We start from the raw sequence: 18,897 nt of genomic DNA, 5'->3' as shown, positions 1-18,897 counted from the left end.
TCGCGAACGGAAGGCGACGCTGATGACTGTCTTCACTGACGAGACGCGGACCAGGGCACGGGAGATCATCGCCCGCTACCCGGCGGACCGGTCCCGCTCGGCCCTGTTGCCGCTGCTGCACCTGGTGCAGGCCGAGGAGGGCTACGTCTCCCCGGCCGGCGTGGCGTTCTGCGCCGAGGTGCTCGGCCTCAACAAGGCCCAGGTCGGTGCGGTGGCCAGCTTCTACACCATGTACAAGCGTCGGCCGACCGGCGACTGGCTGGTCAGCGTCTGCACCAACACCATGTGCAACGTGCTCGGTGGCCAGGAGGTCTACGACACCCTCGCCGAGCACCTGGGTGTCGGGCACGACGAGACCACCGCCGACGGCAAGGTCACCCTGGAACACGCCGAGTGTCTGGCCGCCTGCGACTACGGCCCGGTGATGACCGTCAACTACGACTTCTTCGACGGCGTCGACCCGCAGACCGCGGTCGGGGTGGTCGACGAGCTGCGCGCCGGTGGCCGGCCCACGCCGAGCCGTGGTGCCCGCCTCTGCACCCTGAAGGAGATGGCGGTCCAGCTCGCCGGCTTCGCCGACGAGCGGGAGGGTGCCGTCGCCGACGGGGTGCCGGGCGAGCCGACACTGCGCGGTCTGCGGCTGGCCCAGCAGCACGGCATCTCGGCACCGGGCTTCGACCCGAACACCCCGATCCGCAGCGGCAAGGCGGGCGACAAGCCGGCACCGGCCACCCCGGCGAAGGCCGCACCGACCGGCAGCACCGCACCCGACGTTCCGGCGCCGGACCGCAAGTCGCCGCAGGTGCGTACCGCCGAGACCCGGCAGCCGGACGCGAAGACCGCCGTCCCGGACGCGCCCGGCACCAAGGCCCCCGTCGACGGGCAGCCGCCCGCGGCGGGCGACGCCCGGGCCGCGGAGGCCGCGGGGGCGGCGGCCAACAGGCCGGCGGGCGACGGCAAGCCGGCCGGTGACGACACCGGGGCGCAGGAGCGCAACCTCAGGGAAGCGGAATCCAACGGCGGTGGCCGAGATTCCGCGCACGACAAGGGGGCTCAGAAGTGACCACGCCCGCGCCGCAGACCCTGGCCAAGTTGACGCCCGTGCTGACCAAGCGCTGGCTGTCTCCGGACGCCTGGCGGATCGACACCTACGAGAAGCTGGACGGCTACGCGGCGCTGCGCAAGGCGATCAAGGCGCACCCGGACGACCTGATCCAGCTGGTGAAGGACTCCGGGCTGCGCGGTCGCGGCGGCGCCGGCTTCCCCACCGGCCTAAAGTGGGGCTTCATTCCGCAGGGTGACGGCAAGCCGCACTATCTCGTGGTCAACGCCGACGAGGGCGAGCCCGGCACCTGCAAGGACCTGCCGCTGATGACCCACGACCCGCACTCGCTCGTCGAGGGCGTCATCATCGCCTCGTACGCGATCCGGGCCAACCGGGCCTACATCTACATCCGGGGCGAGGCCGTGCACGCCGCCCGCCGGCTGCGTAACGCGGTGAACGAGGCGTACGCCAAGGGTTACCTGGGCCGCGACATCCTCGGCTCGGGATTCGACCTGGACCTGGTGGTGCACTCGGGTGCCGGCGCGTACATCTGCGGTGAGGAGACGGCGCTGCTGGACTCCCTGGAGGGCTTCCGGGGCCAGCCCCGGCTGCGCCCGCCGTTCCCGGCCACCCACGGCCTGTACGCGAGCCCCACCGTGGTCAACAACGTCGGCACCATCGCCAGCGTGCCGTACATCGTGCTGGGCGGCGCGGACTGGTGGAAGTCGATGGGCACGGAGAAGTCCGCCGGCCCGATGATCTACTCGCTCTCCGGCCGGATCGCCAACCCCGGTCAGTACGAGTGCGGCCTCGGCATCACGCTGCGCGAGCTGATCGAGCTGGCCGGCGGAATGCAGCCGGGCCACAACCTGAAGTTCTGGACCCCGGGCGGGTCGTCGACCCCGCTGCTCACCGCCGAGCACCTGGACGTGCCGCTGGACTTCGAGGGGGTGGCCGCCGCCGGCTCGATCCTCGGCACCACCGCCACGCAGATCTTCTCCGACCAGGACTGCCCGGTCTACGCGACCTACCGGTGGCTGGAGTTCTACCACCACGAGTCGTGCGGCAAGTGCACCCCGTGCCGGGAGGGCAACTACTGGATGGTGCGGGTCTACCGGCGCATCCTGGCCGGCCAGGGCACCCAGGACGACCTGGACACCCTGCTCGACACCTGCGACAACATCCTCGGCCGCTCGTTCTGCGGCCTGGGTGACGGCGCCACCAGCCCGGTGACCTCGTCGCTGAAGTACTTCAAGCAGGACTACCTCGACTACATCGAGGGACGGACCGCGCCGAAGTTGTCCGACAAGCAGTTGGTGGGAGCCCACTGATGCGAGTGCGAGGAGTGAGCGGAGCGAGCCCCGCAGCCGCGAGCGAAAGGCGAGCACTGTGACGGACGTTGCCAAGCCGACCGAGACGGTCACCCTCACCATCGACGGCGTCGAGGTCACCGCCCCGAAGGGGGCGCTGCTGATCCGGGTCGCCGAGCAGATGGGCACCGAGATCCCCCGGTTCTGCGACCACCCGCTGCTGGCCCCGGCCGGTGCCTGCCGGCAGTGCCTGGTGGAGGTGGAGGGGCAGCGCAAGCCCGTCGCCTCCTGCACCCAGACCGTCGCCGACGGCATGGTGGTCCGTACCCAGCTCACCTCTCCGGTCGCCAAGAAGGCGCAGGAGGGGATCATGGAGCTGCTGCTGGTCAACCACCCGCTCGACTGCCCGATGTGCGACAAGGGCGGCGAGTGCCCACTGCAGAATCAGGCGATGTCGACCGGTCGCACCGACTCGCGGTTCCACGAGCACAAGCGGGAGTATCCGAAGCCGCTGCCGATCAGCACCCAGGTGCTGCTCGACCGGGAGCGGTGCGTGCTCTGCCAGCGGTGCACCCGCTTCTCCGAGGAGATCGCGGGTGACAAGTTCATCGACCTGATGAACCGCTCCTCCGCCGAGGAGATCAACATCTACCGGGACGAGGACTACGGCACCGAGGGCGAGGACGGCGACGTCCCGTTCAACTCGTACTTCTCCGGTAACACCGTGCAGATCTGCCCGGTCGGCGCGCTCACCGGTACCCAGTACCGCTTCCGCGCCCGGCCGTTCGACCTGGTCTCCAGCCCGAGCGTCTGCGAGCACTGCTCGGCGGGCTGTGCCCAGCGCACCGACTGGCGTCGAGGCAAGGTGCAGCGCCGGCTGGCCGGGGACGACCCGCAGGTCAACGAGGAGTGGAACTGCGACAAGGGGCGGTGGGGCTTCCAGTACGCCCGCGCCGTCGACCGGCTCACCACCCCGCTGGTCCGCGACGAGCACACCGGCGAGCTGCGGGAGGCGTCCTGGAGCGAGGCGCTCAGCGTGGCCGCCGAGGGGCTGCGGGCCGCCCGGGACACCGGCCAGGGCGCCGGCGTGCTCACCGGTGGTCGACTGACCGTGGAGGACGCGTACGCGTACGCCAAGTTCGCCCGGGTCGCGCTGCACACCAACGACATCGACTTCCGGGCCCGCCCGGTCTCCCGCGAGGAGGCCGACTTCCTGGCCAGTACGGTCGCCGGCAGCACCGACGTCACCTACACCGACGTCGAGAACGCACCGGCGGTGGTGCTGGTCGGCCTGGAGCCGGAGGAGGAGTGCCCGATCCTCTTCCTGCGGCTGCGCAAGGCGTACCTGAAGAACAAGCTGAAGGTGTACGCGATCGCCCCGTTCGCCACCCGTGGCCTGGAGAAGCTCGGCGCCAAGCTGGCCCGGGTGGTGCCGGGCGAGGAGGCCGGGGTGCTCGCCGAGCACGCCACCGTCGCCGAGGCGCTCAGCGCCGAAGGGGCGATCCTGATCGTCGGCGAGCGGCTGGCCACCGTACCGGGCGGCCTGTCCGCCGCCGCCGAGGTGGCCGCGCGTACCGGGGCGAAGCTGGCCTGGGTGCCGCGACGCGCGGGTGACCGTGGCGCCGTCGACACCGGCTGCCTGCCCAACCTGCTGCCCGGCGGTCGCCTGGTCACCGAGCCGGCCGCCCGCGCCGAGCTGGGTGAGGCCTGGGACATCCCGGCCGGGGTGATCCCGAGCCAGGCCGGCCGGGACACCGACGGCATCCTCGCCGCCGCCGCCGCGGGTCAGCTCGGTGCCCTCGTGGTGGCCGGCGTCGATCCGGCGGACCTGGCCGACCCGCGACTGGCCGAGCAGGCCCTGGACGCGGTGCCGTTCCTGGTCAGCCTGGAGCTGCGGGCCAGCGCCGTCACCCGCCGGGCGAACGTGGTCCTCCCGGTGGCACCGGTGGTCGAGAAGGCCGGCAGTTTCCTGGACTGGGAAGGCCGGCTGCGCCCGTTCGACGCGGTGTTGAACACCGCCGCGATGACCGACGGGCGGGTGCTCGACGCGCTCGCCGCGCAGCTCGACGTGCGGCTGGGTACCGGGGACGTGCTGACCGTCCGGCGTGAACTGGGCGGCCTGCCGGCGACCCGGGTGAGCCGCCCGGACGCTCCCACGGTGCGGCCGGGGTCGGTGCCGCAGCCGGGTGCGGGCGAGGCGGTGCTGGCGACCTGGCATCAGCTGGTCGACCTGGGCAGCCTCACCGACGGCGACGAGCACCTGGGTGGCACCGCCCGGCCGCCGGTGGTCCGCCTGGGCAAGGGCAGCGCGGAGGCGCTCGGCGTCGCCGACGGCGACCCGGTCACGGTGGGCACCGACCGGGGTGCGCTCACCCTGCCGGCGGCGATCACCGAGATGCCGGACGGCGTGGTCTGGCTACCCACCAACTCGCCCGGCTCGACCGTGCGGCGCAGCCTGGGCGCGACCTCCGGCGCGGTGGTGCGGATCTCCGCGCCCGGCACGACCGAGCCGGTCGCCGCCGACGCGGCCGGCCGTCCGGGCCCGCTCCTCAACTCCTCCGGGGGTGTCGCATGAACCCGCTCGCCCAGGCGCCGTCGCTGAGCGACTTCGGCCACGACCCGTGGTGGCTGATCCTCGGCAAGATTGTCTTCGCCTTCGTCGTCGCGCTGCTCGGCACCCTGCTCGGTGTCTGGTTCGAGCGGCGGGTGGTGGGGCGGATGGCGGTGCGGCCCGGCCCCAACCAGCTCGGCCCGTTCGGTCTGCTCCAGACGCTGGCCGACGGCCTGAAGATGGCCTTCAAGGAGGACATCCTCCCGAAGTCGGCGGACAAGGTCATCTACTTCTTCGCCCCGGCCATCTCGGTGATCTGCGCGGTCACCGCGCTGTCGGTGATCCCGTTCGGCCCGATGGTGAGCATCTTCGGCCACCAGACGCCGTTGCAGGTCACCGACGTGCCGGTCGCGGTGCTCGTGGTGCTCGCTCTCTCGTCGATGGCGGTCTACGGCATCGTGCTCGCCGGCTGGGCGTCCGGCTCGACCTACCCGCTGCTCGGCGGACTGCGGTCCGCCGCCCAGCTGATCTCGTACGAGGTGGCGCTGGGGCTGTCCATCGTGGCGGTGTTCATGCTCGCCGGCACGATGTCCACGAGTGAGATCGTGGCCGCCCAGGGCAACGGAACCCAGCTGACCCTGTTCGGCGCCGACATCCCGACGCCGGGCTGGTACGCGCTGCTGCTCTTCCCGAGCTTCATCGTCTTCTTCATCTCGATCGTCGGCGAGACCAACCGGCCGCCGTTCGACCTGCCGGAGGCGGAGTCGGAGCTGGTGGCCGGCTTCATGACCGAGTACAGCTCGCTCAAGTTCGCGCTGATCATGCTCAGTGAGTACGTCGCGATGGTGACCATGTCGGCCTTCACCGTGACGCTCTTCCTGGGCGGCTGGCACGCGCCGTGGCCGATCACCGAGTGGTCGGGGGCCAACTCCGGCTGGTGGCCGCTGCTCTGGTTCTTCGGCAAGGTCATCCTGCTGGTCTTCGTCTTCGTCTGGCTGCGCGGCACGCTGCCCCGCCTGCGTTACGACCAGCTGATGCGCTTCGGCTGGAAGGTGCTCATCCCGATCAGCCTGGTCTGGATCGTGGTCCTGGCCGGTCTGCGCACCATCGACGACTGGGACACCCAGAGCCGGATGTACGCCATCGGCATCCCGGCCGGCATCGTGCTGCTCGCCGCGCTGTTCTGGCCGAGCCGCAAGGCGGCACCGAAGCCGACCCTCGTCGAGCAGGTCGACAACCGGCCGCCGGGCAGCTTCCCGCTGCCCCCGCTGGATCTGCAGGTACCACCGAGCCCGCGTACCCGGCGCATGGTCGCCGAGCGGGAGCCGGCCAACGCCCCCGCCGGCCAGGACTCTGAGGAGGTGTGACGTGGGCGCGATCACCGGAACGTTCAAGGGCTTCGGGGTCACCTTCTCGCACATGTTCAAGAAGGTCGTCACCACCGACTACCCCTTCACCCCGCCGACGCCGGCCCCCCGCTACCACGGGCGGCACATCCTCAACCGGCACCCGGACGGGCTGGAGAAGTGCATCGGCTGTGAGCTGTGCGCCTGGGCCTGCCCAGCGGACGCGATCTACGTCGAGGGTGGCGACAACACCGACGAGCAACGGTTCTCGCCGGGCGAGCGGTACGCCAGCGTCTACCAGATCAACTACGCGCGGTGCATCTTCTGCGGACTGTGCATCGAGGCCTGCCCGACCCGCTCGCTGACCATGAGCAACGAATACGAGCTGGCCCGGGACAACCGCCAGGACCTGATCTTCACCAAGGAGCAGTTGCTGGCACCGCTGCTGCCGGGGATGGAGCAGCCGCCGCACCCGATGCGGCTGGGCGACAGCGAGAAGGACTACTACGTCGGCAGCCTCACCAACCCGGGCACCTCGGCCGGGGCGGAGCGCTCACCGATGGGGCCGGGGCGCTACCAGGTCGACGAGCACCCGGGCGTCACCTTCCCCGGTGCCGAGCAGGCCGCGGCGCGGGCCGAGGCGGAGAAGGGGGAGTCGGCATGAGCACCTCGACGCTGCTCGCCGCCTCCGGTGCGGTCTCCGGCGGCGAGGCGGTGACCTTCTGGGTCCTCGCTCCGCTCGCGCTGGCCGGTGCGATCGGCATGGTCGCCGCCCGCAACGCGGTGCACTCGGCGCTGTGGCTGGTGCTGACCATGCTCAGCCTCGGGGTGTTCTACGTGCTCCAGGCGGGGCCGTTCATCGGCATGGTGCAGATCATCGTCTACACCGGCGCGATCATGATGCTCTTCCTGTTCGTGCTGATGCTCGTCGGCCGCGAGGCGTCCGACTCGCTGATCGAGGTGCTGCGCGGCCAGCGGATCGCGGCGATCGGGCTGGGTCTCGGCTTCGCCGGCCTGCTCGGCAGTGGGGTCTACCGGGCCACGCAGGGCAGCACCCCGATCGGCCTGGAGCAGGCCAACGCGGGTGGCAACGTGGAGGGCATCGCCCGGTTGCTCTTCACCGACTACGTCTTCGCCTTCGAACTCACCGCGGCGCTGCTGATCACCGCCACCATCGGCGGCATGATCCTGGCGCACGTCGAGCGGCGCAAGGAGGACAAGCGCGACCAGGTGGCCACCATGAAGGCCCGCTTCGCGCCAGGCAACTACCCCGGCCCGAAGCCCGGCCCGGGTGTCTTCGCCACCTCCTCGTCGGTCGCCACCCCGGCCCGCCTGCCGGACGGCCGGCTGAGCGACCGCAGCACGCCGGACGTCCTGCCGGTGCGGGAGCTGACCGCCGAGGAGACCACGCTGAAGGGCACTGAGAAATGAGTGACTTCTTCTCGGTCGAGCCGAACTACTACCTGGTCCTCGCCGCGGTGCTGTTCACCATCGGCGCCGCCGGGGTGCTGGTCCGGCGCAACGCGATCGTGCTGTTCATGTGTGTCGAGCTGATGCTCAACGCGGCCAACCTGGCGCTGGTCACCTTCAGCCGGATGAACGGTGACCTCAACGGCCAGATCATGGCGTTCTTCGTGATGGTGGTGGCGGCGGCCGAGGTCGTGGTCGGGTTGGCCATCATCATGGCGATCTTCCGCACCCGACGCTCCGCCAGCGTCGACGACGCCAACCTGCTGAAGTACTAGAGGGGCCCACCGGTGGACGAAATCATGACGTACGCCCAGGCTGCTCCGGCCGAGACCGTCTCGTACGCGACGGCGGACGGGCTGCTGAGCAGCGTCTGGCTGCTGGTGGCCATCCCGTTGGTCAGCGCCACGATCCTGCTGCTGCTCGGCCGGCGGGCCGACCGCTGGGGGCACTGGCTCGGGGTGACCGCGGTCGGTGCCGCCTTCCTGCTCGGCCTGAGCTACTTCCTCGGCCTGCGCGGTCTGGAGAACAGGTCGGTCGAGCTGAGCCTCTGGGACTTCATCGCGGTCGGCGGCCTGCGCGTGGACTTCGGTCTGCTGTTCGATCCGCTGGCCGGGGTCTTCGTCCTGCTGATCACCGGTGTGGGCTTCCTGATCCACCTGTACGCGGTCGAGTACATGGCGCACGACGAGCGCCGGCGGCTTTTCTTCGCGTACTTCAACCTGTTCATCGCGGCCATGTTGCTGCTGGTGCTCGGCAACAACTACGTGATGCTGTATTTCGGCTGGGAGGGCGTCGGTCTGGCGTCGTACCTGTTGATCTCGTTCTGGTACACCAAGCCGGCCGCGGCCACCGCCGGTAAGAAGGCGTTCCTGATGAACCGGGTCGGCGACGCCGGCCTGGCGATCGCGATCTTCATCATGTTCGCCACCCTCGGCACCACCCAGTACGACGAGGTGTTCAACGGGATCGGCGCGCTGGCCGGCAGCACCGTGCTGGTGCTGGGTGTGCTGCTGCTGCTCGGCGCGGCCGGCAAGTCCGGCCAGTTCCCGCTCCAGGCGTGGTTGCCGGACGCGATGGAGGGCCCGACTCCGGTGTCGGCGCTGATCCACGCCGCGACGATGGTCACCGCCGGTGTCTACCTGATCGCCCGCTCCAACATCATCTTCTCGGCCAACGCCACGTTGCAGCTGGTGGTGGTGAGCGTCGGCGCGCTGACCCTGCTCATCGGCGCGATCATCGGCTGCGCCAAGGACGACATCAAGCGGGTGCTGGCCTGGTCCACGGTCAGCCAGATCGGCTACATGTTCCTCGGCGTCGGGCTGGGTGGCGCGGCGTACGCGCTGGCCATCGTGCACCTGCTGGCGCACGGTTTCTTCAAGGCCAACATGTTCCTCGGCGCCGGCTCGGTGATGCACGGCATGAAGGACCAGGTCGACATCCGTCGCTTCGGCGGTCTGGCGAAGTACATGAAGATCACCTGGCTGACCTTCGGCGCCGGTTGGCTGGCGATCATCGGCATCATCCCGTTCTCCGGCTACTTCTCCAAGGAGCCGATCGTGGAGGCGGCGTTCGCTCGGGAGGGGTGGACTGCCTGGCTGTTCGGCGGGGCCGCGCTGCTCGGTGCCGGACTGACCGCGTTCTACATGACCCGGCTGTTCGTGCTCACCTTCCACGGGCCCAAGCGGTGGACCGAGGACATCGAGCACCCGCACGAGTCCCCGGCGCTGATGACGATCCCGCTGATCCTGCTGGCCGTCGGCTCGCTGGGTGGTGGTGCGCTGCTGGCCACCTCCGTACCGGACTGGCTGACCACCACCGCCGGCCTCGCCGAGACCGAGGAACATCACGGCGTGCTGCCGCACCTGGCGATCTTCTTCCTGGCGCAGGGGGTCACCGTGCTCGGTGCGGGTCTGGGTTGGTTCCTGTTCCGGGGCGGGACGGCGACCGCGCCGCAGCCGGCCGGGGTGCTGGTCACCGCCGCCCGCAAGAACCTCTACACCGACGCGGTCAACGAGGCGGTCTTCGAGAAGCCGGGCATCTTCCTCACCCGGGCGCTCGTCTACCTCGACAACCGGGGCATCGACGGGCTGATCAACGGCCTGGCCGCAGGCGTCGGCGGCGGATCGGGCCGGCTACGGCGGTTGCAGACCGGCTTCGTCCGGTCGTACGCCACCTCGATCCTGACCGGCGCGCTGCTGGTGGTGGCCGCCTTCCTGGCCGTACAGGCGGGGTGGTTCGCGTGATCGACCTCTTGAGGCTGTCGGCCTCACAGGCGGCCGTCGCCGGCGGACCGCACAGTGACGACGGAGGTAAGGCCGCATAATGTCCGACTTCCCGTTCCTCTCGGTGCTCACCGTGGCGCCGCTTGTCGGCGCCGTGGTCGTCGCCTTCCTGCCGCGCAGCCGGCCGACGCTGGCCAAGCAGGTCGCGCTCGGCTGGTCGCTGCTGGTGCTGGCGCTGTCGGTGGTCATGTGGGTGACCTTCCAGGTCGGCGGCGACCGGTTCCAGTTCCGCGAGTCGTACCCGTGGATCCCGAACTGGGGGGTCAACTTCACCTTCGCCGCCGACGGCATCGCGCTGGTCATGCTGATGCTGATCGCGGTGCTGGTGCCGCTGGTGATCCTCGCGTCCTGGCACGACGCGGAGGCCTCGAAGCGGTCGGTGCCGGTCTACTTCGCGCTGCTGCTCGTCCTCGAATGCACGATGATCGGTGTCTTCGCCGCCGCCGACGTCTTCCTGTTCTACGTGTTCTTCGAGGTCATGCTGGTGCCGATGTACTTCCTGATCGGCAGCTACGGCGGCCACCAGCGGCAGTACGCGGCGGTGAAGTTCTTCCTCTACTCGCTCGTCGGTGGTCTGTTCATGCTGGCCGCCGTGATCGGCCTGTGGGTGGTCGGCGGCAAGACCTTCGACTGGGTGGCGCTGTCGCAGGTGGACATCTCCACCGGCGCCGAGCGCTGGCTCTTCCTCGGGTTCTTCGTCGCGTTCGCGATCAAGGCGCCGTTCTTCCCGTTCCACACCTGGCTGCCGGACGCCGGTGGCGCGGCGCCGGCCGGTGCCGCCGCGCTGCTGGTCGGCGTGCTGGACAAGGTCGGCACCTTCGGCATCCTGCGGTACTGCCTGCCGCTGTTCCCGGACGCGGCCCAGTGGTTCGCGCCGTGGGCGCTGGCCCTGGCGGTCATCGGGATCATCTACGCGGCGCTGCTGGCCGTCGGGCAGAACGACCTCAAGCGACTGGTGTCGTACACCTCGATCGCCCACTTCGGCTTCATCGGCGTGGGCATCTTCGCCTTCACCACCCAGGCGGGCACCGGCGCGGTGCTCTACATGGTCAACCACGGCCTCGCCACCGGGCTGCTCTTCCTGGTGGTGGGCATGCTCATCGCGCGTCGGGGCTCGGCGCTGGTAAGCGACTTCGGTGGCGCGGGCAAGCTGGTGCCGGTGCTGGCCGGCGTGCTCTTCTTCGCCGGTCTCGCCTCGCTGGCCCTGCCCGGCACCGCGCCGTTCGTCTCCGAGTTCCTGGTGCTGATCGGCACGTTCACGGTGAACAAGCCGGTCGCCGTGATCGCCACGCTGGGCATCATCCTGGCGGCGGCGTACGTGCTGTGGATGGTGCAGCGCACCACGCAGGGCACCCTGAACCCGGCGCTGACCGAGATCGACGGCATGAAGCGCGACCTCAACCTGCGCGAGAAGGTCGTCGTCGCCCCCCTGATCGCGCTGATCGTGGTGCTCGGCTTCTACCCGAAGCCCGTGACGGACGTGATCAACCCCGCCATCCAGGCGACCATGCAGGACGTCGGCCGGACCGACCCGGCCCCGTCCGTAGACACCGTCCAGGAGGCGAGCCGGTGAGCGCGAGGAGTGAGCTTGCGAGCCCCGCAGCCGCGAGACGAAAGGTTGGCTCCGTGAGCGCGAGGAGTGAGCTTGCGAGCCCCGCAGTCGCGAACGAAAGGTCGGTCCAGTGACTGAGCTTGAACTGCCGCCGATCGACTACGCGGCGATCGCGCCGATCCTGATCATGCTGAGCGCGGCGGTGGTCGGGGTGCTGGTCGAGGCGTTCGTGCCCCGGCGGCTGCGGCACCCCGTACAGCTGCCGTTGGCGCTGCTGGCGGTGCTCGCGGCGCTGACCATGGTGGTGGTCAACGCCGACAAGCGGGTGATCACCATCGGGGTGATCGCCGTCGACGGGCCGACGCTGTTCCTCCAGGGCGCGATCCTCGCGCTGTCGGCGGTGGCGCTGCTGCTGCTCGGCGAGCGGGTGGTCGAGCGGGGCGGCGCGTTCGTCGCGCAGGCCGCGGTGACCGCCGACTCGCCGGAGGACCGCCGGCAGGCGGAGAACGCCGGTGGCGCGGGCGAGGTGTACCCGCTCACCACCTTCGCGATCGGCGGCATGCTGATCTTCGTGTCGGCGAACGACCTGCTGACCATGTTCATCGCGCTGGAAGTCTTCTCCTTGCCGCTCTACCTGCTCTGCGCGCTGGCCCGTCGCCGGCGGCTGCTGAGCCAGGAGGCGGCGATGAAGTACTTCCTGCTCGGTGCGTACGCCTCGGCCTTCTTCCTGTTCGGCCTGGCGCTGATCTACGGCTTCACCGCCGGCCTGGGCGACCGGGTTGCCGGGGTGGACTTCGCCACCGTGAACGCGGCCGTGGCGAACTCGACGGCCAGCCCGGTGCTGCTCTTCGCCGGTATGGCGCTCGTCGCCATCGGTCTGCTGTTCAAGGCGGCGGCCGCACCGTTCCACGTCTGGACGCCGGACGTCTACCAGGGTGCTCCGACGCCGCTGACCGGCTTCATGGCGGCCTGCACCAAGGTCGCCGCGTTCGGTGCCCTGCTGCGGGTGTTCCACGTCGCATTCGAGGGGGCCCGGTGGGACTTCACTCCGGTGCTGGGTGCGGTGGCGGTGCTCACCATGCTGGTCGGCGCGCTGTTCGCGGTGACGCAGACCGACATCAAGCGGTTGCTGGCGTACTCGTCCATCGCCAACGCCGGCTACCTGCTCGTCGGTGTGCTCGCACCGGGCAGCGGAGGGCTTTCCGGCACGATGTTCTACCTGGTCGCGTACGGCTTCACGGTACTGGCCGCGTTCGCGGTGGTGACCCTGGTGCGCGACGCCGACGGTGAGGCGACCCACCTGTCCCGCTGGGCCGGGCTCGGGCGGCGTTCGCCGGTCTACGCCGCCGTGTTCACCTTCGTCCTGCTGGCCTTCGCGGGTATCCCGATGACCAGCGGCTTCACCAGCAAGTTCGCGGTCTTCGGTCCGGCGTTGGACGGTGGGCAGGTGTGGCTGGTCATCGCGGGTGTGCTGACCAGCATGGTGCTGGCCTTCCCGTACCTGCGGGTCGTGGTGCTGATGTGGCTCTCCGAGCCGGGTGACGCGACGCCGACGGTGGCCGTGCCCGGTGGGCTCACCTCGGCCGCCCTGGTGATCGGGGTGCTCGCCACGCTGGTGCTCGGCGTCGCGCCGGATCCGCTGCTCGACCTCGCCTCCTCGGCCGCCGACTTCGTCCGGTAACGGCTGACCTGCCGATCGAGGGCCGGACCACGCGCTGTGGGCCGGCCCTCGTCGCGTATCCCCGGTCCGGTGCAGGTAGAACGTGTGTGGCATGGTTGGAGGCGTGGTGATTAGGGGTGGCGAGGGTTCAGGTGTCACCGGCTCCGGTGGTCGCCGGAGCCGTTCCGGCGCGGCTCAGTTCGGCGCGCTCGGCCTTCACCTCGCTGATTCGCGCAGTGAGGAGTCCGTCCTCGGTGTGCTGGCGGCGGTCGAGGCGGAGTTGCTGGCGAGCATCGCCAGCGCCGACCCGTTCGTCACCGAGGCGGCCCGGCACCTGGTGGAGGCCGGCGGTAAGCGGTTCCGGCCGCTGCTGGTGGCCCTGGGTGCCCAGTTCGGCGACCCGACCCGGGCCGAGGTCGTCTCGGCGGCCGTGGTGGTGGAGCTGACCCACCTGGCCACGCTCTATCACGACGACGTGATGGACGAGGCGTCGGTGCGCCGTGGCGCACCCAGCGCCAACTCCCGGTGGACCAACTCCGTCGCCATTCTGGTCGGCGACTACCTCTTCGCCCGGGCCGCGGACGTGGCGGCCGAGCTGGGTCCCGAGGCGGTACGCCTGCAGGCGCGTACGTTCGCCCGGCTGGTGCACGGGCAGATCGCCGAGACCATCGGCCCCCGGGCCGGTGACGATCCGGTGGCCCACTACCTGCGGGTGATCGCCGAGAAGACCGGCTCCCTGATCGCCACGAGCGTGCATTTCGGAGCCCAGTTCAGCGGGGCCGCCCCCGAGCAGGTGGCGGCGCTGGCCGGGTACGGCGAGACCATCGGGGTGGCCTTCCAGCTCTCCGACGACCTGCTCGACATCGCCAGCGAGTCGACGGAGTCGGGCAAGACTCCCGGCACCGACCTGCGCGAGGGCGTGCCCACCCTGCCGGTGCTCTACGCCCTCGCCGGCGACGACGCGGACGCCGCCTCCGTGCGGCTGCGGGAGATCCTGGCCACCGGGCCGCTGACCGACGACTCCCTGCACGCCGAGGCGCTCGGCCTGCTCCGCGAGAGCCCGGCGCTCAAGCGCGCCCGCGAGACCGTCCGCAGCTACGCCGAGGACGCCCGCGCCCAACTGGCACCCCTGCCACCCGGCCCGGCTCGCCACGCCCTCGAATCCCTCTGCGACCACATCGCCGACCGCACCAGCTGACCCCGCCCCTACCGGCCCCAACCGCCACCGGGTTGATCAAGAAATTCTGGTCGCCGTCCGTCCGGGCGGGCAGATCCAGACGCACACCTCTTGATCACCGTGACGGGCGGGGTGGGGTCAACGGGGGGTGGAGAGGAGTGGGGTGGCGGTGAGCATGAGGGCGGCGGCGGCCAGCATCGCGGCGGCGGCGGCCAGCCACATCGCGGGGTAGCCGGCCGAGGCGGCCAGCGGGCCCAGGGCGAGCGGGCCGACACAGCCGCCGGCGTACACCCCGGTCTGGGTGATGGAGGTGGCGGCGGCCGGTGCCTGCGGATGCAGCTGGACCACCGCGAAGTTCATCAGCCCGGGCCAGGACCAGCCGAGACCGAAGCCGAGCACCACGCCAACCACCAGCGGGCCGGGGCCGGCCGCGGCGAGCAGGCCCAGCCCCAGCGCGCCGGTCACCAGCAGACCGGCGATCACCGCGACGTGTCCGCCGGTGCGGCGGTCAGCCAGCCAGCCGATCCCGATCCGGGCCGCGACGCAGACGGCGCTGCCGAGGGTCAGGGTGAGCCCGGCCATTCCCGGATTGAGACCCCGGTCAACCGAGGCGTCGACCACGAAGGTGCCCAGGGCGTTCGCCGCCCCCGCGGCCAGGGTCGCGGCCACCCCGACCAGGATCAGCCCTGGCCTTGCGCCGCCGGTCCGTCCGGTGCGCCGCCGTGCGGGCTGGGCGTCCTGTGCGGACACGGCCGGCAGCGCGGCAAGTGCCGCGCCGGCCGCCGCCACGAAGGCCCAACGCCAACCGACGGTCAGCGCGAGGGTGGGTACCGCCACGCCGGCGAGCAGTGTGGAGACCGGGATGGCCGCCTGCTTGACGCCGAACGACAGGCCCTGCCGGCGGGGCGGGACGTGCCGGGCGAGCAGTGCGTTGCTGGACAGTTGACCGAGCGCGTTCGCGGTGCCGGCGACGGCGAGCAGACCGACGAGTACCGGATACGACCTGGCCACCACTGCCACGGCCAGCAGGGCACCGGCGGACACCCCGATGCCGGCGCGGGCCACCACGGCCGCGCCCCACCGTTCCACGAGCGCGCCCGAGGGCACCGAGGCGAGGGCACCGACGCCGAAGTAGACCGCCACGACAAGGCCCAGGCCGGCGGGAGAGAAGCCCAACTCCTCCCGCATCTGCACGGCGAGGCCGCCGACCAGGAAGACCGGCAGCACGCAGACGATCGTGACGGTGACTGCGACGGCACTGGCGCGGATGGGTCGTGTGGCGGTTGCCGAAGTGTGCGCAGGGGCGATGTGGGTCATGGTGCGGCCAACCTACGCCAGCCGCACTGCGACAACGGAAAGTGAGGCGAACTTCACATCGAGTATTCGAGAACCTTGGATCATCCACCCGATCAGGCGTTTCGCGGAGGGCCGCTTTTTCATATGGTGTAAGTCCCCGGTGGCGGAGGTGGTTGTGCGTGACCCCCTGGCGGAACCTTCGGACCTGATCCGAAGTGTCTCCCGCGCGCTTCGAGTGCTCGAGTCGGTCGGTCGTGCCCCACGGGGGTTGACGGTCAAACAGATCGCCCGCCGCTGCGAGCTGACCGTGGCCACCACGTACCACCTGGTTCGCACCCTCGCCTACGAGGGCTACGTGATCCGTCGGGAGGACGGCACGTACATCGTTGGGCTGGAGGTGGCCGACCGCTACCGCGAGCTGGTCTCCGCGTTCCGCGGCTCACCGGCGATCGGGGAGAGCCTGCGTCGGGCCGCCCTGGACACCGGCTGGAGTCATTTTCTGGGCCGGTTCGTGGGTGGCCAGGTGGCGATCACCGCGGTGGCGGAGGGCCACCGCTCGCCGTACCTGGAGGATCTCGTTCCCGGGTTCGACGAGGGCGCCCACGCCACCGCACTCGGCAAGGCCCTGCTCGCCACGCTCACCGCCGAGCAGCGCCACCGCTACCTGCGCGAGTACGGCATGCGCCCGTTCACCAGCGCCACCCTCACCACCCCTGAGGCCTTCGAGGCCGACCTGTCGGCGGGGGACCGACGCGGGATGCAGTTGGAACTGGGCCAGTTCCGGCAGGGCGTGGCCTGCGCCGCCGTCCTGGTGAGCCCGGACAAGGACATGGAACGGCGGACGGTGCTGGCCTGCGCGCTGCCGGCCAGCGAGATGATGACCTCCGCCCGGGTGGTCCGGACGAAACTGCTCACCGCCGCCCGCGCCATCGCCGACGGCCTGGCCGCCGACAACTGACCGTCGCCGCCCACCGAGACGGCCCCCTCCCTGGTGGGGAGAGGGCCGTCGGATCGGCGGCCGGCGCGGTGCCGGGGCGGGGTCAGCTACCGACCGGTCCGCCGTCCAGCCGCCAGGTCACCACCACGCCCGGCTTGGCGTAGTCGCCGTCGGGCCAGGTGGAGGCCGGGTTGTCGACCGTGGCACCGGTGATCTCACCCGGGTGCTGTACGGCCACGAAGACCGAGCGGTTGTCCTCGGTGATGAACGGCCCGCAGGTCTCCGCACCGACCGGCACGGTCAGGAACTGCTTGAGGTGGCCGCGCTCCGGGCCTTCGGTCGCGGTGGCGAAGAGGCCGTCGTTGCTGCCCAACGCGTTGCCGTCGGTGGAGATCCAGAGGTTGCCGGCGCCGTCGAACGCCACGTTGTCCGGGCAGGAGATCGGCGAGACCTTGGTCTTGTCGTACCCGGCGAAGTAGGTCGACGGGTCCGCCGGGTCGCCGCAGACGATCGGCAGCGACCACGTGAACGTGTCGTTGGTGTTGTCCCCCCGGTCCTCGACCAGCTCCAGGATCTGCCCGTGCCGATTGGCGGTACGCGGATTGGCCTCGTCCGGCGCCGGGTTGCTACCGACCCCACGGTTGGAGTTGTTCGTCAACGCCACATACACCTTGCCGGTGAGCAGGCTCGGCTCGACGTCCTCCGGACGGTCCATCTTGGTCGCACCGACCTTGTCCCCGGCGAACCGGGTGAAGGTCAGCACCTCGGCGGCGGTCATCCCGTCCACGTAGGAGCGGTTGCCGCTGACCAGCTTGATCCAGCGGCCCCGGCCGTTGAAGGCACCGTCGCTGGGCAGGGTGCCGGAGCCGTCGATCTCACCGGCGCTGGTCTGGTCGAGCTTGGCGACGTAGAGGGTGCCCGACTCAAGCAGCGTCAGGTTGTGCTTGCGGGCGACCCAGGAGTCACCCTTCATGAACTTCCTGTCCGAGACGAACTTGTACAGGTAGTCGAAGCGCTCGTCGTCGCCCATGTACGCGACCACGTGCCCGTTGCGCGCGACGATGACGTTCGCGCCCTCGTGCTTGAACCGGCCGAGCGCCGTGTGCTTGCGCGGGCGGCTCTCCGGGTCGAACGGATCGATCTCCACGACCCAGCCGTGCCGGTTCGCCTCGTTGGGGTGCTTGGCGAGGTCGAAGCGCTCGGCGGCCCGGTCCCACTTGCGGCTGCCACTCGGGTAACGGGCGCTGGTGCTGATTCCGTAGCGCGCCAGCCGGGCCTTCTCGGACTCCGGCGCCGCGTCGCCGCCGACGAAGTACTGGTTGAAGTTCTCCTCACCGGAGAGCACCGTCCCCCAGGGGGTGACGCCACCGGCGCAGTTGTTGAGCGTGCCGATGACCGTACGACCCTTCGGGTCGGCGGCCGTCTTCACGAACGACGAGCCGGCGGCCGGGCCGGTCAGCTCGAACTTGCTGCTCAGCGCGTCGACGCGGCGGTTGTACGGCCGACGGCCGGAGTCGACGACCTGCCACTGGCCGGTGCCGGCGACCCGCTCGATCTCCACCACGGACATGCCGTGTGCGGCCATCGCCACCTTCACCTGCTCGACGCTGAGCGCGTCCTGGCTGGTGAAGCCGGGGAACATCAGGTCCTCGTTGGTGTACTCGTGGTTGACCACGAGCAGTGCCCGCTTGCCGCGCTTGTCCAGCGGGAGCACGCCGACGAAGTCGTTGTTGTAGCCGAACTGCTTGGCCTGCGCGGCGGCGGTCTGCCGGCGCAGGTTGAACTCCGGCGCACCGGGCACCACCGGGTCACCCCAGCGGATGACGACGGCGTGGTCGTACCCGTTCGGTACGACGAACGTGTCGAGGGTGTTCGGCGGGATCGGCTTGAAGCTCAGGGCACCGCTGCCCGGACGACGGCCGGCCGCCACCGGCTGACCGGCCGGCGGCACCGGGGGGACCGGGGCCGCGGCGGCGGGGGCCGCACCGGCCAGCGCGCCGGCCGCGGCGCCGCTGAAACCGAGCACCAGGGCGCCGACCGCCCCGGCGCGGACCACACCGCGGCGGCTGACCTCGGCGTTCACCACGTCACCGAAGTACGCGTTGTCGGAGGTGTTGGGTACCGGATGGTCACAGGCGTTGCCGCAGCGGTACAGGCAGGTCATGGCGTCGCGGCTGCCGTGGCGAGGGGTGCCCAGCAGCGGGAGCAGCCGGGGACGGTCGCTCATGGGGAGGATCCTCCTGAGGGTCGGTGCACGTCGGTGCAGGTCAC

13 protein-coding genes and 1 pseudogene are annotated in these 18,897 nt (G+C 70.6%); 12 read left to right on the top strand and 2 right to left on the bottom strand.

What is annotated here, in order from left to right:
* Positions 1 to 16 precede the first annotated feature (16 nt).
* The 11 genes and pseudogenes from nuoE to O3597_RS23200 form a co-directional block, all read left to right on the top strand.
* Positions 17 to 1,063, top strand: a pseudogene (nuoE, locus tag O3597_RS23250) (NADH-quinone oxidoreductase subunit NuoE); the annotation flags it as partial.
* Positions 1,060 to 2,376 (top strand): NADH-quinone oxidoreductase subunit NuoF, encoded by a 1,317-nt coding sequence (nuoF, locus tag O3597_RS23245; protein ID WP_164446495.1) that lies wholly within the window; start codon positions 1,060 to 1,062, stop codon positions 2,374 to 2,376. The pseudogene nuoE and the gene nuoF, both read left to right, overlap by 4 nt.
* Before the next feature lie 58 nt (positions 2,377 to 2,434).
* The gene (locus O3597_RS23240; protein ID WP_164446494.1) at positions 2,435 to 4,930 is read left to right on the top strand and encodes an NADH-quinone oxidoreductase subunit G; all 2,496 of its coding nucleotides are present in this window, start codon (positions 2,435 to 2,437) and stop codon (positions 4,928 to 4,930) included.
* A complete protein-coding gene (gene nuoH, locus O3597_RS23235) occupies positions 4,927 to 6,273 on the top strand; it encodes an NADH-quinone oxidoreductase subunit NuoH (RefSeq protein ID WP_281602388.1) in 1,347 nt (448 codons plus the stop codon). The genes O3597_RS23240 and nuoH overlap by 4 nt, the downstream gene beginning before the upstream one ends.
* Position 6,274: 1 nt before the next feature.
* Positions 6,275 to 6,916 (top strand): NADH-quinone oxidoreductase subunit NuoI, encoded by a 642-nt coding sequence (gene nuoI, locus O3597_RS23230; RefSeq protein ID WP_093404032.1) that lies wholly within the window; start codon positions 6,275 to 6,277, stop codon positions 6,914 to 6,916.
* A complete protein-coding gene (locus tag O3597_RS23225) occupies positions 6,913 to 7,683 on the top strand; it encodes an NADH-quinone oxidoreductase subunit J (RefSeq protein ID WP_164446491.1) in 771 nt (256 codons plus the stop codon). The genes nuoI and O3597_RS23225 overlap by 4 nt, the downstream gene beginning before the upstream one ends.
* Positions 7,680 to 7,997 carry an NADH-quinone oxidoreductase subunit NuoK gene (gene nuoK / locus O3597_RS23220; protein WP_013731028.1) on the top strand — a complete coding sequence of 106 codons (318 nt, stop codon included), beginning with the start codon at positions 7,680 to 7,682 and terminating at the stop codon, positions 7,995 to 7,997. Before O3597_RS23225 ends, nuoK begins: the two co-directional genes overlap by 4 nt.
* Positions 7,998 to 8,021: 24 nt before the next feature.
* Positions 8,022 to 9,965 carry an NADH-quinone oxidoreductase subunit L gene (gene nuoL, locus O3597_RS23215; protein WP_164446490.1) on the top strand — a complete coding sequence of 648 codons (1,944 nt, stop codon included), beginning with the start codon at positions 8,022 to 8,024 and terminating at the stop codon, positions 9,963 to 9,965.
* Between the two features lie 79 nt (positions 9,966 to 10,044).
* Positions 10,045 to 11,577 carry an NADH-quinone oxidoreductase subunit M gene (locus O3597_RS23210; RefSeq protein ID WP_164446489.1) on the top strand — a complete coding sequence of 511 codons (1,533 nt, stop codon included), beginning with the start codon at positions 10,045 to 10,047 and terminating at the stop codon, positions 11,575 to 11,577.
* Between the two features lie 109 nt (positions 11,578 to 11,686).
* Positions 11,687 to 13,237: an NADH-quinone oxidoreductase subunit NuoN gene (gene nuoN / locus O3597_RS23205; protein WP_164446488.1), complete on the top strand. Its 1,551-nt coding sequence runs from the start codon at positions 11,687 to 11,689 to the stop codon at positions 13,235 to 13,237.
* Positions 13,238 to 13,328: 91 nt separating this feature from the next.
* On the top strand, positions 13,329 to 14,414 hold the full coding sequence (locus tag O3597_RS23200) for a polyprenyl synthetase family protein (protein ID WP_164446487.1): 1,086 nt from the start codon (positions 13,329 to 13,331) through the stop codon (positions 14,412 to 14,414).
* A gap of 117 nt (positions 14,415 to 14,531) precedes the next feature.
* Here O3597_RS23200 and O3597_RS23195 read toward each other — a convergent pair whose 3' ends face one another.
* Positions 14,532 to 15,710 (bottom strand): MFS transporter, encoded by a 1,179-nt coding sequence (locus O3597_RS23195; protein WP_281602387.1) that lies wholly within the window; start codon positions 15,708 to 15,710, stop codon positions 14,532 to 14,534.
* Positions 15,711 to 15,864: 154 nt separating this feature from the next.
* Here O3597_RS23195 and O3597_RS23190 point away from each other — a divergent pair, with 154 nt between their 5' ends.
* On the top strand, positions 15,865 to 16,647 hold the full coding sequence (locus O3597_RS23190) for an IclR family transcriptional regulator C-terminal domain-containing protein (RefSeq protein ID WP_164446485.1): 783 nt from the start codon (positions 15,865 to 15,867) through the stop codon (positions 16,645 to 16,647).
* Positions 16,648 to 16,729: 82 nt separating this feature from the next.
* On the opposite strand, the gene O3597_RS23185 is transcribed toward O3597_RS23190, so the two are convergent.
* Positions 16,730 to 18,853 carry a PhoX family phosphatase gene (locus tag O3597_RS23185; protein WP_281602386.1) on the bottom strand — a complete coding sequence of 708 codons (2,124 nt, stop codon included), beginning with the start codon at positions 18,851 to 18,853 and terminating at the stop codon, positions 16,730 to 16,732.
* Positions 18,854 to 18,897: the final 44 nt, after the last annotated feature.

The organism is Verrucosispora sp. WMMA2044, assembly GCF_027497155.1.
In the GTDB taxonomy this organism is placed as follows: domain Bacteria; phylum Actinomycetota; class Actinomycetes; order Mycobacteriales; family Micromonosporaceae; genus Micromonospora; species Micromonospora palythoicola.
Note: the sequence above shows the minus strand (reverse complement) of the source record. Positions and strands in the feature narration are given on the sequence as shown.